The following is a 17,354-nucleotide window of genomic DNA, read 5'->3' as shown; positions in this document are numbered from 1 at the left end:
GATCCGGGCTCACTCGGCGGGGGGCTCCTCCAGGATCACCACCGCGGCGGCGGTGTTGCCGTCATGGGTGAGCGAGACGTGGATCCGCGCGTCGGCGAGGAACTCCGCGATGGCCCCCGACAACCGGATGGCCGGACGCCCCCAGTTGTCGGTGACCACCTCGATGTCGGAGTGCACGATCATCGGCAGGGCGGGTCGCCGGGCGAACCGGCTCACCGACCAGGCCTTGATGACCGCCTCTTTCGCCGCCCACCGCGCGGCGAGGCTGCGCTCGTAATCCCCGGCGCCGGCCCGGGCGTCGCGGCGCTCACCGGCGGTGAAGGCGTCGGCGAACCGGGTCCCGGGCTGGGCCAATTGCTCGCCGAATTCGGGGATCGACACGATGTCGAGCCCCACGCCGAGGACGCTCACCGCTGGGCGCCGGGAGCGGAGCGAGCGGTCCCGATTCGACGAGCGCCGGGAGCGATCGGACCCGAGACCTCGCAGCCGAGGCGGTAGGCGCCCGCATCGTCGAGCCGGGCGTCGGCGTCGAGCAGCAGCTGTGCCTCCTGGGTGCTCTCGGCCGCCGCGGCCTGCTCGTCGAAGCGACGTCCCGACGGGCGCTGGTAGGCCGCGTCCCCGCCGCACATCGCCGCGAGAAGTCGCTGCTGACCATCGCGCAGGCGCTGCGCGCGCCGGGCGCGGTACGCCTCCCGATCGGCCTGGGGCAGCGCCGCCACGAACGCCTCCGGGTGGACGACCGCGACCAGGCCGGAGACGTGGCCGAAGCCGAGCGAGGTCAGCAGACCGGCCTTGAGCCCGAACCGACCGTTCAGGTCGAGCGGGCTGGTCGACCACACCAGGTGCGGGTACTTCGCCAGATCCTCGTCGACGCAATCCAGGCTCCGGTTGGGCGGGATGACGCCCGAACCGAGCACCTGGCACAGGCCGATCAGCTGGAAGGCCGCCGCGCCGCCCTTGGCGTGACCGGTCAGCGACTTCTGCGAGACCACGAACAGCGGGGCCCCGTCGCTGCGGCCGATCGCCTCGGCGAGGTGCTCGTGCAGCTTGGACTCGTTGGGGTCGTTGGCCTTGGTCGACGTGTCGTGCTTCGAGACGACGGCGACATCGTCTGGGCCGCAACCCAATTCGCGCAGCGCCTTGGCCAGCGGCGAGTCCTGCTCGCCGCGCGCGGCACCGAGGGCGCCGATGCCGGGGGCCGGGATCGAGGTGTGCACCCCGTCGCCGAAGCTCTGCGCGAAGGCCACGACGCCGAGGACCGGCAGGCCCATCTGCGCGGCCACGTCGCCGCGGGCGAGCAACACCGTGCCGCCGCCCTGGGATTCGACGAATCCGCCGCGGCGACGGTCGTTGGCCCGCGAGTAGCGGCGCTCGTCGATCCCGCGGGCGGCCATGGCGGCCGAATCCGCGGTCGCGGACATGTCGCCGAAGCCGACGATCCCCTCGATGCCGAGGTCGTCGAAGCCGCCGGTGACCGCGAACAGCGCCTTGCCGAGGCGGATCTTGTCCGCACCCTCCTCCACCGAGACGGCGGCGGTGGCGCAGGCGGCGACCGGGTGGATCATCGAGCCGTAGCTGCCGATGTAGGACTGCACGACGTGGGCCGCGACGACGTTCGGCAGGGCCTCCTGCAGGATGTCGTTGGCCTTCGACTCGCCCAGGAGCGTGTCGACGTAGAGCGAGCGCATCGACGTCATGCCGCCCATGCCGGTGCCCTGCGTGTTGGCGACCAGGGTCGGGTGCACCCAGCGCATCAATTCCTCGGGGGTGAACCCGCTGGAGAGGAAGGCGTCGACGGTGGCCACCAGGTTCCACAGGGCGACCCGGTCGATCGAACTCGCCATGTCGGGCGTGACACCCCAGCGCACCGGGTCGAAACCGGTGGGGATCTGCCCGCCGACGGTGCGGCTCAGTTCGAAGCGGCGCGGCACGCGGATCTCGGTGCCGGCCAGGCGCGTCACCGTGAACTCGCCGGTGTCGGGGACCTCGGCGATGCGGGTGTGCTCCGGGTCGGCCGCGACGAAGGCACGCGCGGCCTCCTCCGACGTCACCGTGAAGGTCAGGTCCTCGTCGAGGAAGACCGACTCCAGCAGCGGCGAGGAGTTGTCGATCATCGCCCCGTCGTCACCGTAGCGGCGGATGCCGCAGCGCTCCACGACGGCGTCGTGATACTTCTCGGCGATATCCGACTCGGCGACGGCGTCACCGGTCTGCGCGTCGTACCAACCCGGCTTCGGGTTCTCCTCCCAGGTGATCAGCCCGGTGCTCCACGCGAGTTCGACGACACCGGCCGCCGAGAGTTCGCCGGAGACCTCCATGTCGAAGCGGGTGCGCGCCGAGCCGTACGGCCCGAGTTCGCCCGCGCCGACGATGACGACCATGTCCTCCGGCGCGACGGACACCTCGCCCCAGCTCATCGGGGCCTCCTGCGGTGCCCGGGCCGGATGCGGGAGCGCGGCGAGGTCGCCACGCTCGGCCTCGGGCCGATCGGCGGAATCCGCCTTCGGGGCGTCGGCCTGCGCGGCCTTGGCCAGCTCCTTGAGGTCGATCGACGGGTCGAGCCCGGCGGTCAGGTCGGCGTGCAGCGGTGCGGTCCGCGCCGCCTCCCGTTGCTCGGCGGTGCACAGCGCGAGCAGCTCGGCGGCCATCTCGTCGGTGCTCCAGGTGCGCACACCGGCGGCCTCGACGGCGGCGACCATCGGATCGTTGCCACCCATCAGCCCGGTGCCGCGCACCCAGCCGATCAGCGCGTGGGCCAGCGTGGTCCGCTCACCCCACGACGACTCCGCCGACCACCGGGTGACCACGGCGTCGAGCGCGGCCTTGGCCTCGCCGTAGGCACCGTCGCCGCCGAACATGCCCCGGTTGGGCGAGCCGGGCAGCACCACGTGCATCCGGGCCGCGATGTTGTGGTCGGCGTGCAGGCCGGACAGTCCGCCGATCATGCGCTCCACCGACCACAGCAGCACCTTCATCTCCGCCTCGGCGCGGGCGCCGGCGTCGGTGAGGTCCCCCGCGACGCGCGGCGCCGCGAAGGGGAACAGCAACGTGGGCCGCATGGCCTCCTTGGTGACCTCGGTGGCCCCGCCGAGGGTCTGCGACTGCTCGTCGCCGATCCACTCGACCAGCGCGTCGACGTCGGTGTAGCTCGCCAGGTTGGCCGGCACGATCCACAGCGCCGCACCCTGGCGGGCGCTGGACCGGTACAGCTTCTTGAAGAACTCCAGCCGGTCGGCGTCGAGGCGCGAGGTGGTCGCGATGACCGTCGCACCGCCGCGCAGCAGACCGGCGACGACGGCGCCGGCGATGGAGCCGTCGGCCGCGCCGGTGACGACGGCGATGTCGTCGGCGTAGACGCCCGGAGCGGTGTCCCGGGCGAGCCGCGCGATCTCCGCGAACACACCGGCGTGTGCCTCACGGCCCTCCGCCTCGGCCCTGGCCTGCCACCAGGAAGCATGGTCGGCGACGGTCTCCCCCGCACCGCGGAAGGACTCGGCGGGGTCGCCGGCGAGGGCCTCCTCCGGTGCCACCCACAGTTGCGCCAGGTCGGAGCGGGCACTGGCCCAGCGGTCGTCGAGCAGCACGGCGCGCCGGTCGTCGAAGACGGGCGTCACGGTGCGGGACCAGTCCTTGCCCAACTCCGCGGCCACCCGCTCGGCCAGCACGGCGGCCTCGTCGTCGGTATCCGCGTCGAAGCCCGCGACATCATCGAGGCCGAGCTGCTTGAGCACGGTGCGCGCCGCGGTGGCCAGGACGCCGGAGCGACCGGTCAGCTGTTCGGCGAACTCGCCGAGCGCGGCCGCGTCGACGGTTCCACCGCCCTCGCCGCCGGCGGCGGGCAGGGCGACGGGGATGCCGTGGGCGGCCCCCACGGCCGTCACGGCGCGGTCGATGACGGCGTCGAGGGCGGCGAGGTTGGCCACCGCCCCGTCGGCCAGGTCGCCCAGGGCACCGCCCCGGACGCTGTCGCCCTCGCGGGTGCCCAGCGCCACCGCGACCGCGGTATGGGTCGCCCAACCGGGTCCGAGCTGCCACACGTCGGCGACGCGCTCGGAGATGTAGTTCGGACGCTTGCCCAGCGGCCCGGCGATGCGGCGCAGCTGGTCGCCGACGGCATCGGTGAGCACCGGCCCGAGCGGACGGTAGCCGCGAGCCAGGGTGTTCACCGACTCGCCGAGCGCGGTCAGCGGGGCCTCCGCGGCACCGTCGATCGCACCGAGGCCGAGTTCGGCACCGACGTCGAGCAGGAGCTGATTGCGGCGCGAGGACACACCGTCGCACAGCGCCTCGATGGTGTCGGCGGCGCCGATCTGCTCGACGCGGATCTTGGTCCACTGGGCGATCACCGCGCGCACCGCGTCGGCCGGCGCGAACGCCAGGTCGTCTGGGCGGGGTCCGGCCGCGGCTACGGGGGCCGGAGCCGCAGCGGCAGGGGCCGCCGCCGGGGCTGCGCCGGTCTGCGCCGCCTCGGCCGGGGAATCGTCGACCGGGGTCTCCGGCTCCGGCTCGGCACCCTCGTCGGTCGCGAGCAGAACCGCCGTGTCGCGCTCGACGTTGAGCACCTCGGCGTCGGCGGCGGCGAAGCGGTCCAGCTTGAGCGTGTTGGCCGCGATACCGGAGAGGGTCGGGGCGGATTTGACGCCCACCTCGACGAAGCGGCCGACGTTCAGCCCGCCCTGGCCGGGGGCACCGAACAGGAGGTCCTGCGTCTCGATCCACCGCACCGGGCTGGCGAACTGCCAGGCGAGCAGCTCGATCAGCACCACGCGGGTCAGGGCCTCCGGCCGGGCGGCCCAGGAGTCGAAGTCGGCCAACACCGCGTCGAGCGGCTCGGACGGGACCAGCTCGGCGATCTCTGCGACGAACTCGCGGCTCAGGTTGAACAGGCGCGGGACCAGGTTGGGGATGTACCGGCCGACCAGGATCTCCGGATCCACGTGCTCGGGCAGCAGCTCGTCGAGGCGCTCGCGGAAGGCGGGCACCCCCTCGCGCAGCACCGTCGAGTGGAAGGGGACGTCGATACCGGGGACCAGGATGAACGCCCGCTTGCCACCGAATTCGGCGACGCGGCGCTCGATCTCGGACTCCAACGCTTCGAGCCCGGCGACCGTGCCCGCGATCGCGTACTGCGAACCGCGCAAATTGAGGTTCACGACCTCCAGGAACTCACCGGTCTGCTTGCCGACGCCCTCGACGAAGGCGGCGACATCCTCGTCGGCCAGTCCGAATTGGCTGGGCCGGATGGCGGCCATCCGGTAGTCGCTGTTGCCCTTCGCGTCGCGCGGGACGAGGTGGTGCATGGCCTCGCCGCGTTGGAAGACGACCTCCAGCACGGCTTCGAGTGGGAGCACGCCGGCGCAGGCGGCCAAGGCGTTGTACTCGCCGACGGAGTGCCCGGCGGTGATCGCGTCGTCGACGAAGCCGCCGGCCTCTCGCAGCTCGGCGACCTGGGCGACGCCCAAGGTCGCCATCGCGACCTGGGTGAACTGCGTCAGGAACAGCACCCCGTCGGGGTGGTGGTAGGTGGTCCCGTTGGCGACGAGGGTGGTCGGGTTGTCGCGGACGACGGCGAGGATGGAGAAGCCGAGCGCCTTGCGGGTGTGCTCGTCGGCACGATCCCAGATGTCGCGCGCGGCGGCCGAGCGCGCACGCGCGTCCAGCCCCATCCCCTGGCGCTGGATGCCCTGACCGGGGAATGCGTAGACGGTGCGCGGCGCGGCGAGCAGCGCGGTGGCCGCGGCCACCAACTCGCCGTCGACCTTCATCGTCACCTCGACGACCTCGCGCCCGCGGTCCAGGCCGACGCGGTCGACGCGCACGTCCACGGCGTCGCCGAGGCGGACCATGCCGAGGAAGCGGATCGTCCAGCCCTCGATCGGGCGGGGGGCTCCGCCGCGCCGGACGTCGCGGGCCGTGACGACCTGCTGGGCGGCTGCCGAGAGCCACATGCCGTGCACGATCGGCGCACCGAGGCCGGCCAATGCGGCGGCGTTGCGATCGGTGTGGATCGGGTTGTGGTCGCCGGAGACGAGTGCGAAACCGTTCATGGCGCGCGGTGCGACGATCGTCGCCGCCCGCCAGAACTTGCGGGTGGCCTCGCGCTCGTCGTCGAGGCGGCCACCGGCCCGGACGGGCTCGGCCAGCTCGCCGGCGCCGAGGCGGCCGCGGATGGCGAACCGCTCGGTCATGGTGGCGACGACCGCGTCGCCGCGGGTCACCTCGACGTCGACCCGCAGGACCCGCCCGACGGGGGTGTCGGCCACGCCGCGCAGCACCGAGGTCGCGGTCAGCTCGGCGCGCTCGGCGGGCACCGCGGAGTGCAGCGCGATCGCGTGGTCGAGGTGGACCAGGTCCAGCAGACCCTCGACGACGGGGACGCCGGCCTCGGTGCGGGCCGCGCCGATCAGCGCGAACACCGACGGCCAGGTCAGACCGACGAGTGCGTCGGGGACGGTGAACCCGGGCTCGGGGGCCAGGGTCGACGGCAGGGAGGCGGTCGTGACGCCGCGGTGATCGGCGGCCTGATCCGGATCCCACGCGATGGTCGCGCGGGCGGTGAGCCCGGCATCGGCTTCGACGACCTCGCTGAGGGTGCCGCCCGCCGCGACGGTCACGATGTCGCGCATCGCGGCACCGGCGCCGTCCAGGCCGACGATCGGCGCGCCGCCGTCGACGAGGGCGGGGGTCACGGTCAACGGAATGGTGGTCGACGAGGAGCCGATCGGCACGACCAGGTCGAAGCGGGTGTCGCTGTGACGGCGCAGCACCGCACCCGACGGGGCGTGCTCGGCCAGTTCCTCCCCGATGATCTCCCAGCGGTCCGGATCACCCAGGCGCAGCGCCGGGTTGGGCACGATGCGCTCCGCCCAGCGGGCGTCGGGGCTGGCGAGGATCGCGGCGATCGGTCCGACGGCTCCGGCGAGGCGGCGACGGCGGGCGTCGATCTCGACGACCGACTCACCGGCCCGCACCAGCTCGCCGACGAGTTGCGCCTCGAATCGGTCGAGTAGTTCGCCGACCGGCTCGTCGACGCGGGTGATGCCGGCGACCGCGACCGGGCCGGGGATGATGCACACCTCGTCGGCGCCGTAGCGCGGGTCGTGGGCCTGCCACAGCGAGTCGCTGCGCCACCAGCGGCGCACATCCTTGTCGATGACGGGCACGAAGTTCACCGGCTTGCCCGGCGTCTTGCACAGCTCGAGGAAGAAGGCGACGTCGGCGGGGTGCAGGATGTCGGCCCCGGCCTGCGGGTAGGCCGCGACGAGGCGGTCGACGCAGCCGTGGGCGTCGACGACGGCGGCATCGGCGAACAGGGTGGCGATCTCGCCGCGGTCGCGCTCGTGCAGCCGCGCCTCGGCCCGCTGCAGCATGTCGACGAAGCGCTGTTCCCAGGTGATGTCGGCCCACGGCAGCCCGGCACCGGGTTCGCCGACGGCGAGGGTGGCGTAGCGGCGCAGCCACTGCTCGTAGCTCATCGTCGTCAGGTCGCCGAAGTAGGGCTTCGCGGTGCCGTCGAGCGCCTCGACGATCTCGTCGCGACGCGCGGCGACCGCGTCGGCATCGCCGGCGACCTCGTCGAGGAGGCGTCCGGCCCGCGAGGCGGTGTTGTCGACCTCGTGGATGTCGGCACCGAGCTGACTGCGGCCCGACGCCATCCCGGCGGCCGCGTGACCGGCGCCGATCCAGTCGTCGCACCCCGCGGTGTCGACCAGGAGCTGCTTGACCTCGGGGCTGGTCGTGGCCTCCTTGGTGGCCATCGCGGCGGTGCCGACGAGGATGCCGTCCAGCGGCATCAGCGGGTAGTCGTGGGCCAGCGCCCAGCGGCCGGACAGGTACTCGGCGGCCCGCTCCGGGGTGCCGATCCCGCCGCCGACGCAGATGACGATGTTGGCGCGGTCGCGCAGCTCGGCGTAGGTGGCCAGCAGCAGGTCGTCGAGGTCCTCCCACGAGTGGTGCCCGCCGGCCCGACCGCCCTCGATCTGGACGATCACCGGGTGGTGGGGCACCTCGGCGGCGATGCGCACGACGTCGCGGATCTGGGCGACCGTGCCGGGTTTGAACGCCACGTAGTGGATGCCGGCCTCGACGAGTTCGTCGACGAGGGCCACCGCGTCCTCGAGTTCGGGGATACCCGCGGTGACGATGACGCCGTCGAGCGGCGCCCCCTGCGCGCGGGCCTTCTGGACCAGGCGCTTGCCGCCGATCTGCAGCTTCCACAGGTACGGGTCGAGGAACAGGGAGTTGAACTGTGCCTCGCGGCCGGGCTCGAGGAGTTCGGTGAGCCGCGCGAGGTTGTCGGCGAAGATCTCCTCGGTCACCTGGCCGCCGCCGGCCAGCTCGGCCCAGTGGCCGGCGTTGGCCGCGGCCGCGACGATGCCGGGGTCGACCGTGGTCGGGGTCATCCCGGCCAGCAGCATGGGCGAGCGGCCGGTCAGGCGGGTGAACGCGGTGTCGACGACCTGCCTGCCGTCGGGCAGCGTGGCCAGGCGCGGGGCGTAGCGGCCCCACGGCAGCGCCACGTCGGGGATCCCGCCGGGTGCGAACAGGTTGCGCTGGCCGCCGCGCAGCGCCGCGGGGATGACGCCGATGCCGGTACCGCGGATGAGTGACGACGTGAGCCGCGTGGCGACGTCGGAGGGGCCGACGTCGAGGATCCACTTGGCGCCGTCGGCGTGGACGTCGGCGATGGTCGCCGTCCAGTCCACCGGCTCCACCAGCACCGCGGACGCCTGTCGGCGCGCCCATGCCTCGTCCAGGCCGCAGCGCTGCGCCCAGGCGACGGCGAGGTCGACGGCGTCGGCCATCTCCGGGTGGTGGAAGGCGACCGATACCGCCAGCGGGTCGAAGACGGGCGAGAACGGGGCGCCGCCGGTCAGCTTGCGCTTGCGGTCGTCGGCCTGCGACGCGGCGATCTGCTCGCAGCGCGCCGCAAAGGCGGCCAAGTGGTGGGGAGCGCCGGCCAGGACCACGCCGCGCCGGCCGTTGCGCAGCGCGACGACGGGCAGTCCGCGCTCACCGTCGGCGCATTCGGCGCGGTATTCGTCGAGGATCGCATCGATCTGGGCGGGCACGATATTCGTCACCGACAGCATCGGCGCACCGTCCGCGGCGGCGGCCAACCCGCGCCGGGCGGCGACGACGGTGGCGGCGGCACCGATGAGCTGTGCGAGCGCCAGCATGGCGCCCTCCCCCGGCCGGTCGGCCAGGTTCTCGCCGATGCGCACCGCGTCGGTGGCCAGGCAGCCCTGGGAGTGGCCGACCACGCTGGTCGGCGGGAACTCGTCGGTGTCGAGGCCCTGTTTGCGCAGCGAGGCCAGGCCGGCGAGCTGGGCCAGCAGGATTCCGGGGACCGACGCGGCGGCGGCGCGCAGCGCGGTCTCGTCGGGCAGGTAGCCGCCCTCACCGGAGTCGCCGAGCGCGTCCGCGGCGTCGTAGCGTTCCACCCAGGGCAGCGGATCGAAGCCGTCGGGAGCCGCCATCGCCAGCTCCGCGGCAACCGGTTCGGTCAGTCGCTTCGCCGCGGCGACCACCTGGTCCAGGTTGCGCCCGAGCTCCGCGTCGACGACCAACTCGGCCAGCGTCGGCAGCCACGGGGCGCCCTGCCCGCCGAAGGCCAGCGCGTAGGCCTCGCCGTCGGCGATACGGTCGATGAGGGATTCCCCGGCGCGGGGAATGCCGCCGACTCGGGCGGTCGAGATGCGGTCCTGGTCGATGGTCACAGGTGGCTCCTTGGCGTGCTTGAGCAATAGGTGTGTTTGAGGTTCACGGAACATCCTCGCACGCAAAAATGAGGGAACCCTCATGTTTGATGGTGACCCGTCGGTATACCGACCAGTAGCCTCGTCGGTAACTTCGACGAGCGCGTGACGTGCTTCACAGGCGGGATTCAAATGCGCTGCTCACACCTTTTCGCCCCCGCCGCAGGTCCCCCACCTGCGGCAACGTCGCTTTGTTATCGAATCGTTATCTAACGCGGGTGCGGCGATTCGATATGGTCCGGGTCATGGAATCCCCGCGCGCCGCCGATTGCGTCTTCTGCGACATCGTCGCCGGCACCTCCCCCGCCCGGCAGGTCTACGCCGACGACTATGTCGTCGGCTTCCTCGACATCCGCCCGGTGATGCGCGGCCACACGCTGATCATCCCCCGTGCACATTCGAGCGGGCTCGCCGATCTCGAGACGGGCAACGGGGAGAAGATGTTCGCTGTCGGCCAGCGCGTCGGAGTCGCCATGCGCACCGCCTTCGACGCCGACGGCGTCAACCTCCTGGTGAACGACGGGCGGGCGGCCATGCAGACGGTATTCCACACGCATCTGCACGTCGTGCCGCGGCATCGGGGAGACAAGCTGTCCTTCGCCAAGGGACTGGTCATCCGGCGCGACCCCGATCCCGACGAGACCGCCGAGTTGATCCGGGCAGCACTGGCGAAATAGCGCAACGGATTAGTGCCACAGACGAGCACTGATCCGTTGCGCTGTGCGAAGAATAGGGTTCAGGCGCTGCCGCGCAGGGCCATGAAGCCGCCCGCGATCCGCACGAGTTTGGTGAATCCCAGGCGCGAGAGGCTCGACTCGATCTCGTCGGTCTGCGCGTTCAGCGCGACGACGGCGACCTCGGCATCCCGATCCACCCGAGGGTTGGCCATGAGCTTGCCGGTCAACTCGCCGGGCTCCACCACGAGCGCGCCCGGCACGCTGCCCTGGTGTCGGACCACTTGGGGACGGACGTCCAGGATCACCGCATCGCCGCGCTGGGCGTGCTCCATCGCCTGCGCCGCCGAGATCTCACGCATCATCGTCGAACTCCCTTCCCGGTGGTCTCGATGCATCCGTGCGTCCAACGACGCCCGCCGATGCCGAGTTCCCCGACCAGAGACAATGTTGGCTACGCCACATCTCGGATCAAACACCGGTCCAGCCAAGATTCGGTCTCGACCTTGACTTGAGGATCAGCTAGCGGCGAAGGCCGAACGGCTAGCCGCGCCCGCGCCGACCGGCCACCTTGGGGTTGCCCCGCCGGTTCCCGTCGCGCTGACCGCGCTTGTCGTAGCCGCGCTTCTCGTGTCCGCCGCGGCCGCCGCGTGCACGCGGCGGTCCCATGTCGGGCCGCAGGTCGATCGGGTTGCGCCCGATCTTGGTGTGCCGCAACGCCGCGACGGTCTCGGCGTCGAGGCTCGCCGGCAGCTCGACCAGCGTGAAGTCGTCTCGGATGCTGATATTGCCGAAGTCGCCGCGGGTCAGACCGCCCTCGTTGGCGATGGCGCCCACGATCGCGCCCGGGGTCACCTTGTGCTTGCGCCCGACGGCGATGCGATAGGTCGCGAACGACCCGCCGCCCTTGCGCGGCCCGCGTTCCCGCGACTCGCGATCGCGCTCCCGCCGCTCCCCCGGAGGCGGATCGGGGGACATCAGGAAGCCGCCGTCGCGGGTCTCCAGGGCGAGCGCGGCGGCGATGTCGGCCATCGCGACATCGTGCTCGCGCGCATAGTTCTCGACGAGGCCGCGGAACAGGTCGAGGTTGTCCGACGCCAGGTTCTCGGTGATCGAGTCGGCGAACCGCGCCACCCGCTGGGCATTGACGTCCTCGGCCGACGGGAGGTCGATCTCGGTCAGCGACTGCCTGGTCGCCTTCTCGATCGCCCGCAGCAGGTGGCGTTCGCGCGGGGACACGAACAGCAGTGCGGTGCCCGACCGCCCGGCGCGCCCGGTGCGCCCGATCCGGTGCACGTAGGACTCGGTGTCATGCGGGATGTCGTAGTTGACGACGTGGGAGATGCGGTCGACGTCGAGCCCGCGGGCGGCGACGTCGGTGGCCACCAGGATGTCCAGCGACCCGTCCTTGAGCTGGTTGATGGTCCGCTCGCGCTGCGCCTGCACCATGTCGCCGTTGATCGCCATCGCCGAGTGGCCGCGCGCGCGCAGCTTCTCGGCGAGTTCCTCGGTGCCCGACTTGGTGCGGACGAAGACGATCATCCCGTCGAACTGCTCGACCTCCAGGACACGGGTCAGCGCGTCGAGTTTGCGCTGGTGGGAGACCTGCAGGAACTTCTGGGTGATGTTCTGCGCGGTCGAGGTCTTGGCCTTGACCGTGATCTCCACCGGATCGTCGAGGTACTTCTGCGCCAGCCGCCCGATCGCCTTGGGCATGGTCGCGGAGAAGAGCGCGACCTGCTTGGAGTCCGGGGTGTCGGCGAGGATCCGCTCGACGTCCTCGGCGAATCCCATGGTCAGCATCTCGTCGGCCTCGTCCAGGACCAAGAACTCGAGTTCGGAGATATCGAGGGTGCCCTTGTCGAGGTGGTCGATGACGCGGCCCGGCGTGCCGACGATGACCTGGGCGCCGCGGCGCAACCCCGAGAGCTGCACGCCGTAGCTCTGGCCGCCGTAGATGGGCAGCACCTTGAGTTCCGGGATGTGTACCGCGTAGCGGCCGAAGGCCTCGGCGACCTGCAGGGCCAGCTCGCGGGTCGGCGCCAGCACCAGCGCCTGCGGCTTGCGCGCCGACGTATCGATGCGCGAGAGGATCGGCACCGCGAAGGCCGCGGTCTTACCGGTTCCGGTCTGCGCGAGTCCGACGACGTCGCGCCCGGACATCAGCGGCGGGATGGTCGCCGCCTGGATGGGCGACGGCGTTTCGTAGCCGACATCGTCGAGGGCGCGGCGGACGCGGTCGTCGAGACCCAGATCGTCGAAGGATTCGGCGTGGTTATCAGTCATTATGGTCGATAACTCTATCGCCCGACGGCCCCAACGACCGCATCCATGCGTGCCCGGCGCCCACGGGGTGTGACCGTGGACACCGGCTTGCTACCGTGTCAGTCGACCGAATCAGACATTCCGCGTTCGATATCGCTGGGGAGCAGCATCATGAGGGAATCCACCACACCGGCCGACTACACCGTCGACGAAGCTTCGACCTGCGTCGATACGGTATTGAGGTACCGCACCCAGCGTCCGACGATGCCGCTGTTCCGACGCCACGCCAATGGGGCGTGGGTCAATGTGACCGCCGCCCAGTTCGCCGACGAGGTGGATGCCGTCGCCAAGGGCCTGATCGCCTCCGGCGTCAAAGCCGGCGACCGCGTGGCCCTGCTCTCCTCGACCCGGTACGAGTGGACCGTCGTCGACTACGCGATCTGGCGCACCGGCGCGACCACCGTCGCGATCTTCGACACCAGCTCCCCCGACCAGGTCAACTGGATCCTGTCCGACTCCGGCACCTCGCTGGTGATCCTCGAGTCGCAGGCCAACGCCAAGACCCACGCCGAGGTCATCGCCGGCTGCAAGGACGTGCGGGAGACGTTGGTCATCGACGACGGCGCGATCGCCGAGCTGGTCAAGCGCGGCAAGGACGTGGCCGACGCCGATCTCGAGGCGCGCCACGACGCCGCGTCGGCCGCCGATCCCGCCACCCTCATCTACACCTCGGGCACCACCGGCCGCCCCAAGGGCGTCGTCCTCACGCACGCGAACTTCATGGCCGAGGCCGCGGCGGTGTCGGCCAGCCTGGGCTCGATGATGCGCGAGGGCAAGTCGACGCTGCTGTTCCTGCCGTTGGCGCACGTCTTCGCCCGCGTGATCGCGGTGACCGCCCTGGAGAACAAGGTCATCGTCGGGCACACCAGCGACATCTCGAACCTGGTGCCGCTACTCGCCACCTTCTCCCCCGACTTCGTGCTGTCGGTGCCGCGCGTCTTCGAGAAGGTCTACAACTCGGCCGAGCAGAACGCCATCGACGGCGGCAAGGGCAAGATCTTCGGCGCGGCGGCCGAGACCGCCATCGAGTGGAGCAAGGCCCAGGACACCGGCGGCGCCGGACTGGTCCTCAAGCTCAAGCACGGCCTGTTCGACAAGCTGGTCTACAGCAAGCTGCGCGCCGCACTCGGCGGGCGCTGCGAGGCGGCAGTGTCCGGCGGCGGCCCGCTCGGCGCGCGCCTGGGCCACTTCTTCCGCGGCGCGGGCGTACCCATCTTCGAGGGCTACGGCCTCACCGAGACGACCGCCGCGGTCACGGTCAACAAGCCGGGCGAACAGCAGGTCGGCAGCGTCGGCCGTCCCGTTCCGGGCATGAGCGTCGCGATCGCCGAGGACGGCGAGGTCCTGCTCAAGGGACCGGTCGTCTTCAACGGCTACTGGAACAACGACAAGGCGACCGCCGAAGCGATCGTCGACGGGTGGTTCCACACCGGTGACCTGGGCAGCCTCGACGACGGCTACCTGTCGATCACCGGGCGCAAGAAGGAGATCCTGGTCACCGCGGGCGGCAAGAACGTCTCCCCGGCACAGCTCGAGGACACCATCCGCGCCAACGCGCTGATCAGCCAGTGCCTCGTCGTCGGCGACGGGAAGCCGTTCATCGCGGCGCTGATCACCCTCGACCCCGAGGCGCTGCCGGGCTGGCTCGAGCGCAACGGCCTGCCCGCCGACACCCCGGTGGCCGAGCTGGTGAACAACGCCGACCTGCGCAAAGAGGTGCAGGGTGCCGTCGACGCGGCGAACGCCACCGTCTCCAAGGCCGAGGCGATCCGCAAGTTCACCATCCTCGACACCGATTTCACCGTCGAGAACGGTGGCCTGACGCCGACGCTGAAGCTCAAGCGCAACGTCATCCACGACGCGCACAAGCAGGCTATTGCCGACCTCTACACCTGAGTCGGCGATCTCCGAGAAGGTGCCGTCGGCCACGGCTGCCACTCCGGCGGTCGGACGCGACTGGGCGATCGACGCCACTCGCGGACTGGCGATCTGGAGCATGGTCGCGGCGCACTTCTCGGGGCCGAAGTCGACCTTGGGCTACCCGACGCACGCTTACCCGTATGTCGACGGGATGGCCGCCTTCGTGCTGCTCTCCGGTCTCGTCTTCGGCCTGGTGTACGGCGGGTGGATCCGGCGGCGCGGATGGGGGTTCACCTATCGGCGGCTGGGCAAACGGCTCGTCGTCCTCTATCTGTGCCAGGTCCTGATCTGCCTGAGCGCGGTCGCCGCAGGCCTGGCCGGCTACTACCAGCTGATCCGGTTGCGCCCGGTGACCGACGCCGGGACCGGGGTCGGGCTGTCGCTCTTGCTGCGCTACCTGCCCTCCGGCGGCGACATCCTGCTGATGTACCTCGTGTTCCTCGGCACGGCCGGGTTGCTGCTGCCGTTGCTGCGACGCGGACTGGGCTGGCTGATCCTGGTGGCGTCGGTCGGGTTGTACGTCTATTCGCAGCTGCACTCCCCCTACTGGTTCTTCATCACCAATTCCCCCGGCCAGGCCTGGATCGGCCACCCGGACTGGTCGGATTGGTGGACCATCGCCTTCGGCACCGAGAAGGGCCGCATCCAGAACTGGGCGGCCTGGCAGATCATGTTCTTCCCGGCGCTGGTGATCGGCTGGTACTGGCGGCGCTGGAAACTCGACGAACGGCTGGTGCGCCGACTGCCGTGGTTGCTGCTCGCCGCGGTCGTCGGCTGGTGCGCGCTCTACTTCGCCTTCAAGACCGGACCGTGGCACCACCTCGAACCGAAGGTCGCCGACAAGGTCGACTTCCGCGTCGCCCGGGTCTTCGCGTCGTGGTTGGTGGTCGCCACGCTGTACGCCCTGTTCGGCTGGCTCGTGCCGCATCTGCGACGGGTCAACCTGCTGCGGCCGCTGATCATGACCGGGGCGCGCAGCCTCGACTCCTACGTGCTGCAGGCGCTGTGCCTGGTCGCCATCCCGATCTTCGTGGTCGCGCGTCCGTGGACGCCGCTGGAGACGGCGTTGGCCACGTTGGGGGTGTTCGGCGCCTGCTGGGCCTGGGCCGAATTCCGCCGCGCCTGGGCCGTCGACAAGCTGCACCGCCTGCCGATGATCACGGTCAAACGGCTGCGAAGAGGATCCCGCGGGCGATAGCCTCACGCACCACCGGCATCGCGGCCCGTGCCAGCGCGTCGGCGTCGACCCCGTGGTGGGCCGCGAGGAGTGCGACGAGGTCGGCCAGCGGCACCTGGCCCCGACAGCCGGCCACCAAGGCGCGCGACACCTCGTCGACGACCAACGCCGCCCCCGGCCCGCCCGGTCGGCGGATCACCGATCCGATTGTCTGCCAACCGGATTCGCCGAGCATCGACTGTTCGTCGAGGATGACCGGCGCCGTCGCGAGACGCAGGTCGAGCAATTCCTCGTCGGAGTGGTCGGCGAGGAAGTCCTGGCGGTCGAAGAAGGCCAGCGCCTCGTCACCGGTGACCTCCTCGCCCGCGCCGGTGATCTCCTCGACGATCTGAAAGCGCGGGCCGGCGGTCGGGTCGAACGGTCGACGCAGCGTCAACACCCCCATGCCGATCGCCACGATCCCGGCCCGCTCGAAGTAGTCCAGCCATTTGCGTCCGCGCGCCGCACTGCGCTCGGGGGACTCACCCGCGTCGGCCAGCCAGAGCGACACGTAGCTGATCGGATCGGCCAACTCGCGCTGGACGACCCAGGCGTCGAGGCCGGTGCCCGCCAGCCATTCCCGCGGCCGCGCCGGCCAGTCGTCGCGATCGGTGACGACCCAGTTGGCCAGCACCGTCGCCATCCCGCCCGGATTGAGATGGTCGGGCAGCTCCGCGATCAGACGGGCGCACAGGGCATCGGCCGGCATCCCGGAGTCGCGGTAGATGTAGTCCTGGTCGCCGCCGCTGACGACGAACGGCGGGTTGGAGACGATCAGGTCGAAGGTCTCCCCCGCGATCGGCTCGAACAGACTGCCCCGCCGCAGATCCCACGACTGTCCGCTGGCCCGCGCGGTCGCCGCGGCCAGGCACAGCGCCCGCTCGTTCGTATCGGTGCCGACGACGTCGGAGCAGTGCGCGCCCAGGTGCAACGCCTGCACACCACAGCCGGTACCGAGGTCGAGCGCACGCGGAAACGGCCGGCGGATCACGGCCCGCGCCAAGGAGATCGACGCCCCGCCGATCCCCAGCACGTGGTCCTCGGCGAGCGCACCGGACCGGCGGCCGGAGTCCTGGTCGGCGAAGACGTAGTACTCGCCGGCGTCGTCGGCGTAGGGCCGGACGTCGAGCAGCGGGATCACCTGGTCGTCGACGAGCTCGACGATCCCCTGCTCCACGAGTTCGGCGACCTCGACTCCGGGCAGCGCCGCCGCGAGCCGGTCGACCGGGCGCGCGTGCCCGAGGAGGAGTACCGCGATCAACGTCGACAGCGGCGAGTCGTCGCCGACGACGGCGACCGCCGGCCAGGACACGCCGCCGGTGAGCGCGGCGCCGACCTCCGCGCCGAGATGATCCTCGATCCCGGTCGTGGTGAAACCCGCCGACCGCAGCGCGGCGGCCAAGCGCTCGACGACGCCCAGATCGGCGCACGGCTGGGCCCGCCGGCCGTCTGCCACCGCGC

General features: G+C 71.4%; 8 protein-coding genes. 3 read left to right on the top strand and 5 right to left on the bottom strand.

Features of this window, described 5'->3' with window-relative positions:
* Window positions 1–9 precede the first annotated feature (9 nt).
* Complete coding sequence (locus tag HUN08_RS06545; RefSeq protein WP_124248372.1) at window positions 10–411, bottom strand: holo-ACP synthase; 402 nt, start codon at window positions 409–411, stop codon at window positions 10–12.
* The gene (locus tag HUN08_RS06540) at window positions 408–9,713 is read right to left on the bottom strand and encodes a type I polyketide synthase (RefSeq protein ID WP_301546975.1); all 9,306 of its coding nucleotides are present in this window, start codon (window positions 9,711–9,713) and stop codon (window positions 408–410) included. Before HUN08_RS06540 ends, HUN08_RS06545 begins: the two co-directional genes overlap by 4 nt.
* A gap of 290 nt (window positions 9,714–10,003) precedes the next feature.
* Here HUN08_RS06540 and HUN08_RS06535 point away from each other — a divergent pair, with 290 nt between their 5' ends.
* Entirely contained in the window at window positions 10,004–10,435 is a 432-nt protein-coding gene (locus HUN08_RS06535) for an HIT family protein (RefSeq protein WP_124248370.1), read from the top strand.
* A gap of 59 nt (window positions 10,436–10,494) precedes the next feature.
* Here HUN08_RS06535 and HUN08_RS06530 read toward each other — a convergent pair whose 3' ends face one another.
* Window positions 10,495–10,797 (bottom strand): rhodanese-like domain-containing protein, encoded by a 303-nt coding sequence (locus tag HUN08_RS06530; protein ID WP_301546929.1) that lies wholly within the window; start codon window positions 10,795–10,797, stop codon window positions 10,495–10,497.
* A gap of 178 nt (window positions 10,798–10,975) precedes the next feature.
* On the bottom strand, window positions 10,976–12,718 hold the full coding sequence (locus tag HUN08_RS06525) for a DEAD/DEAH box helicase (protein ID WP_124248369.1): 1,743 nt from the start codon (window positions 12,716–12,718) through the stop codon (window positions 10,976–10,978).
* Between the two features lie 150 nt (window positions 12,719–12,868).
* On the opposite strand from HUN08_RS06525, the gene HUN08_RS06520 reads away from it, so the two are divergent.
* Window positions 12,869–14,653: a long-chain fatty acid--CoA ligase gene (locus HUN08_RS06520; RefSeq protein ID WP_165353419.1), complete on the top strand. Its 1,785-nt coding sequence runs from the start codon at window positions 12,869–12,871 to the stop codon at window positions 14,651–14,653.
* Window positions 14,634–15,875, top strand: coding sequence for an OpgC domain-containing protein (gene opgC / locus HUN08_RS06515; protein ID WP_301546928.1), 1,242 nt, complete (start codon window positions 14,634–14,636; stop codon window positions 15,873–15,875). The genes HUN08_RS06520 and opgC overlap by 20 nt, the downstream gene beginning before the upstream one ends.
* Here opgC and HUN08_RS06510 read toward each other — a convergent pair.
* The gene (locus HUN08_RS06510; protein ID WP_124248368.1) at window positions 15,841–17,349 is read right to left on the bottom strand and encodes a class I SAM-dependent methyltransferase; all 1,509 of its coding nucleotides are present in this window, start codon (window positions 17,347–17,349) and stop codon (window positions 15,841–15,843) included. The two genes, opgC and HUN08_RS06510, sit on opposite strands and share 35 nt — an antisense overlap.
* Between the last annotated feature and the right edge of the window lie 5 nt (window positions 17,350–17,354).

Origin of the sequence: Gordonia sp. X0973, assembly GCF_013348785.1 — a bacterium.
In the GTDB taxonomy this organism is placed as follows: Bacteria; Actinomycetota; Actinomycetes; order Mycobacteriales; family Mycobacteriaceae; genus Gordonia.
Note: the sequence above shows the minus strand (reverse complement) of the source record. Positions and strands in the feature narration are given on the sequence as shown.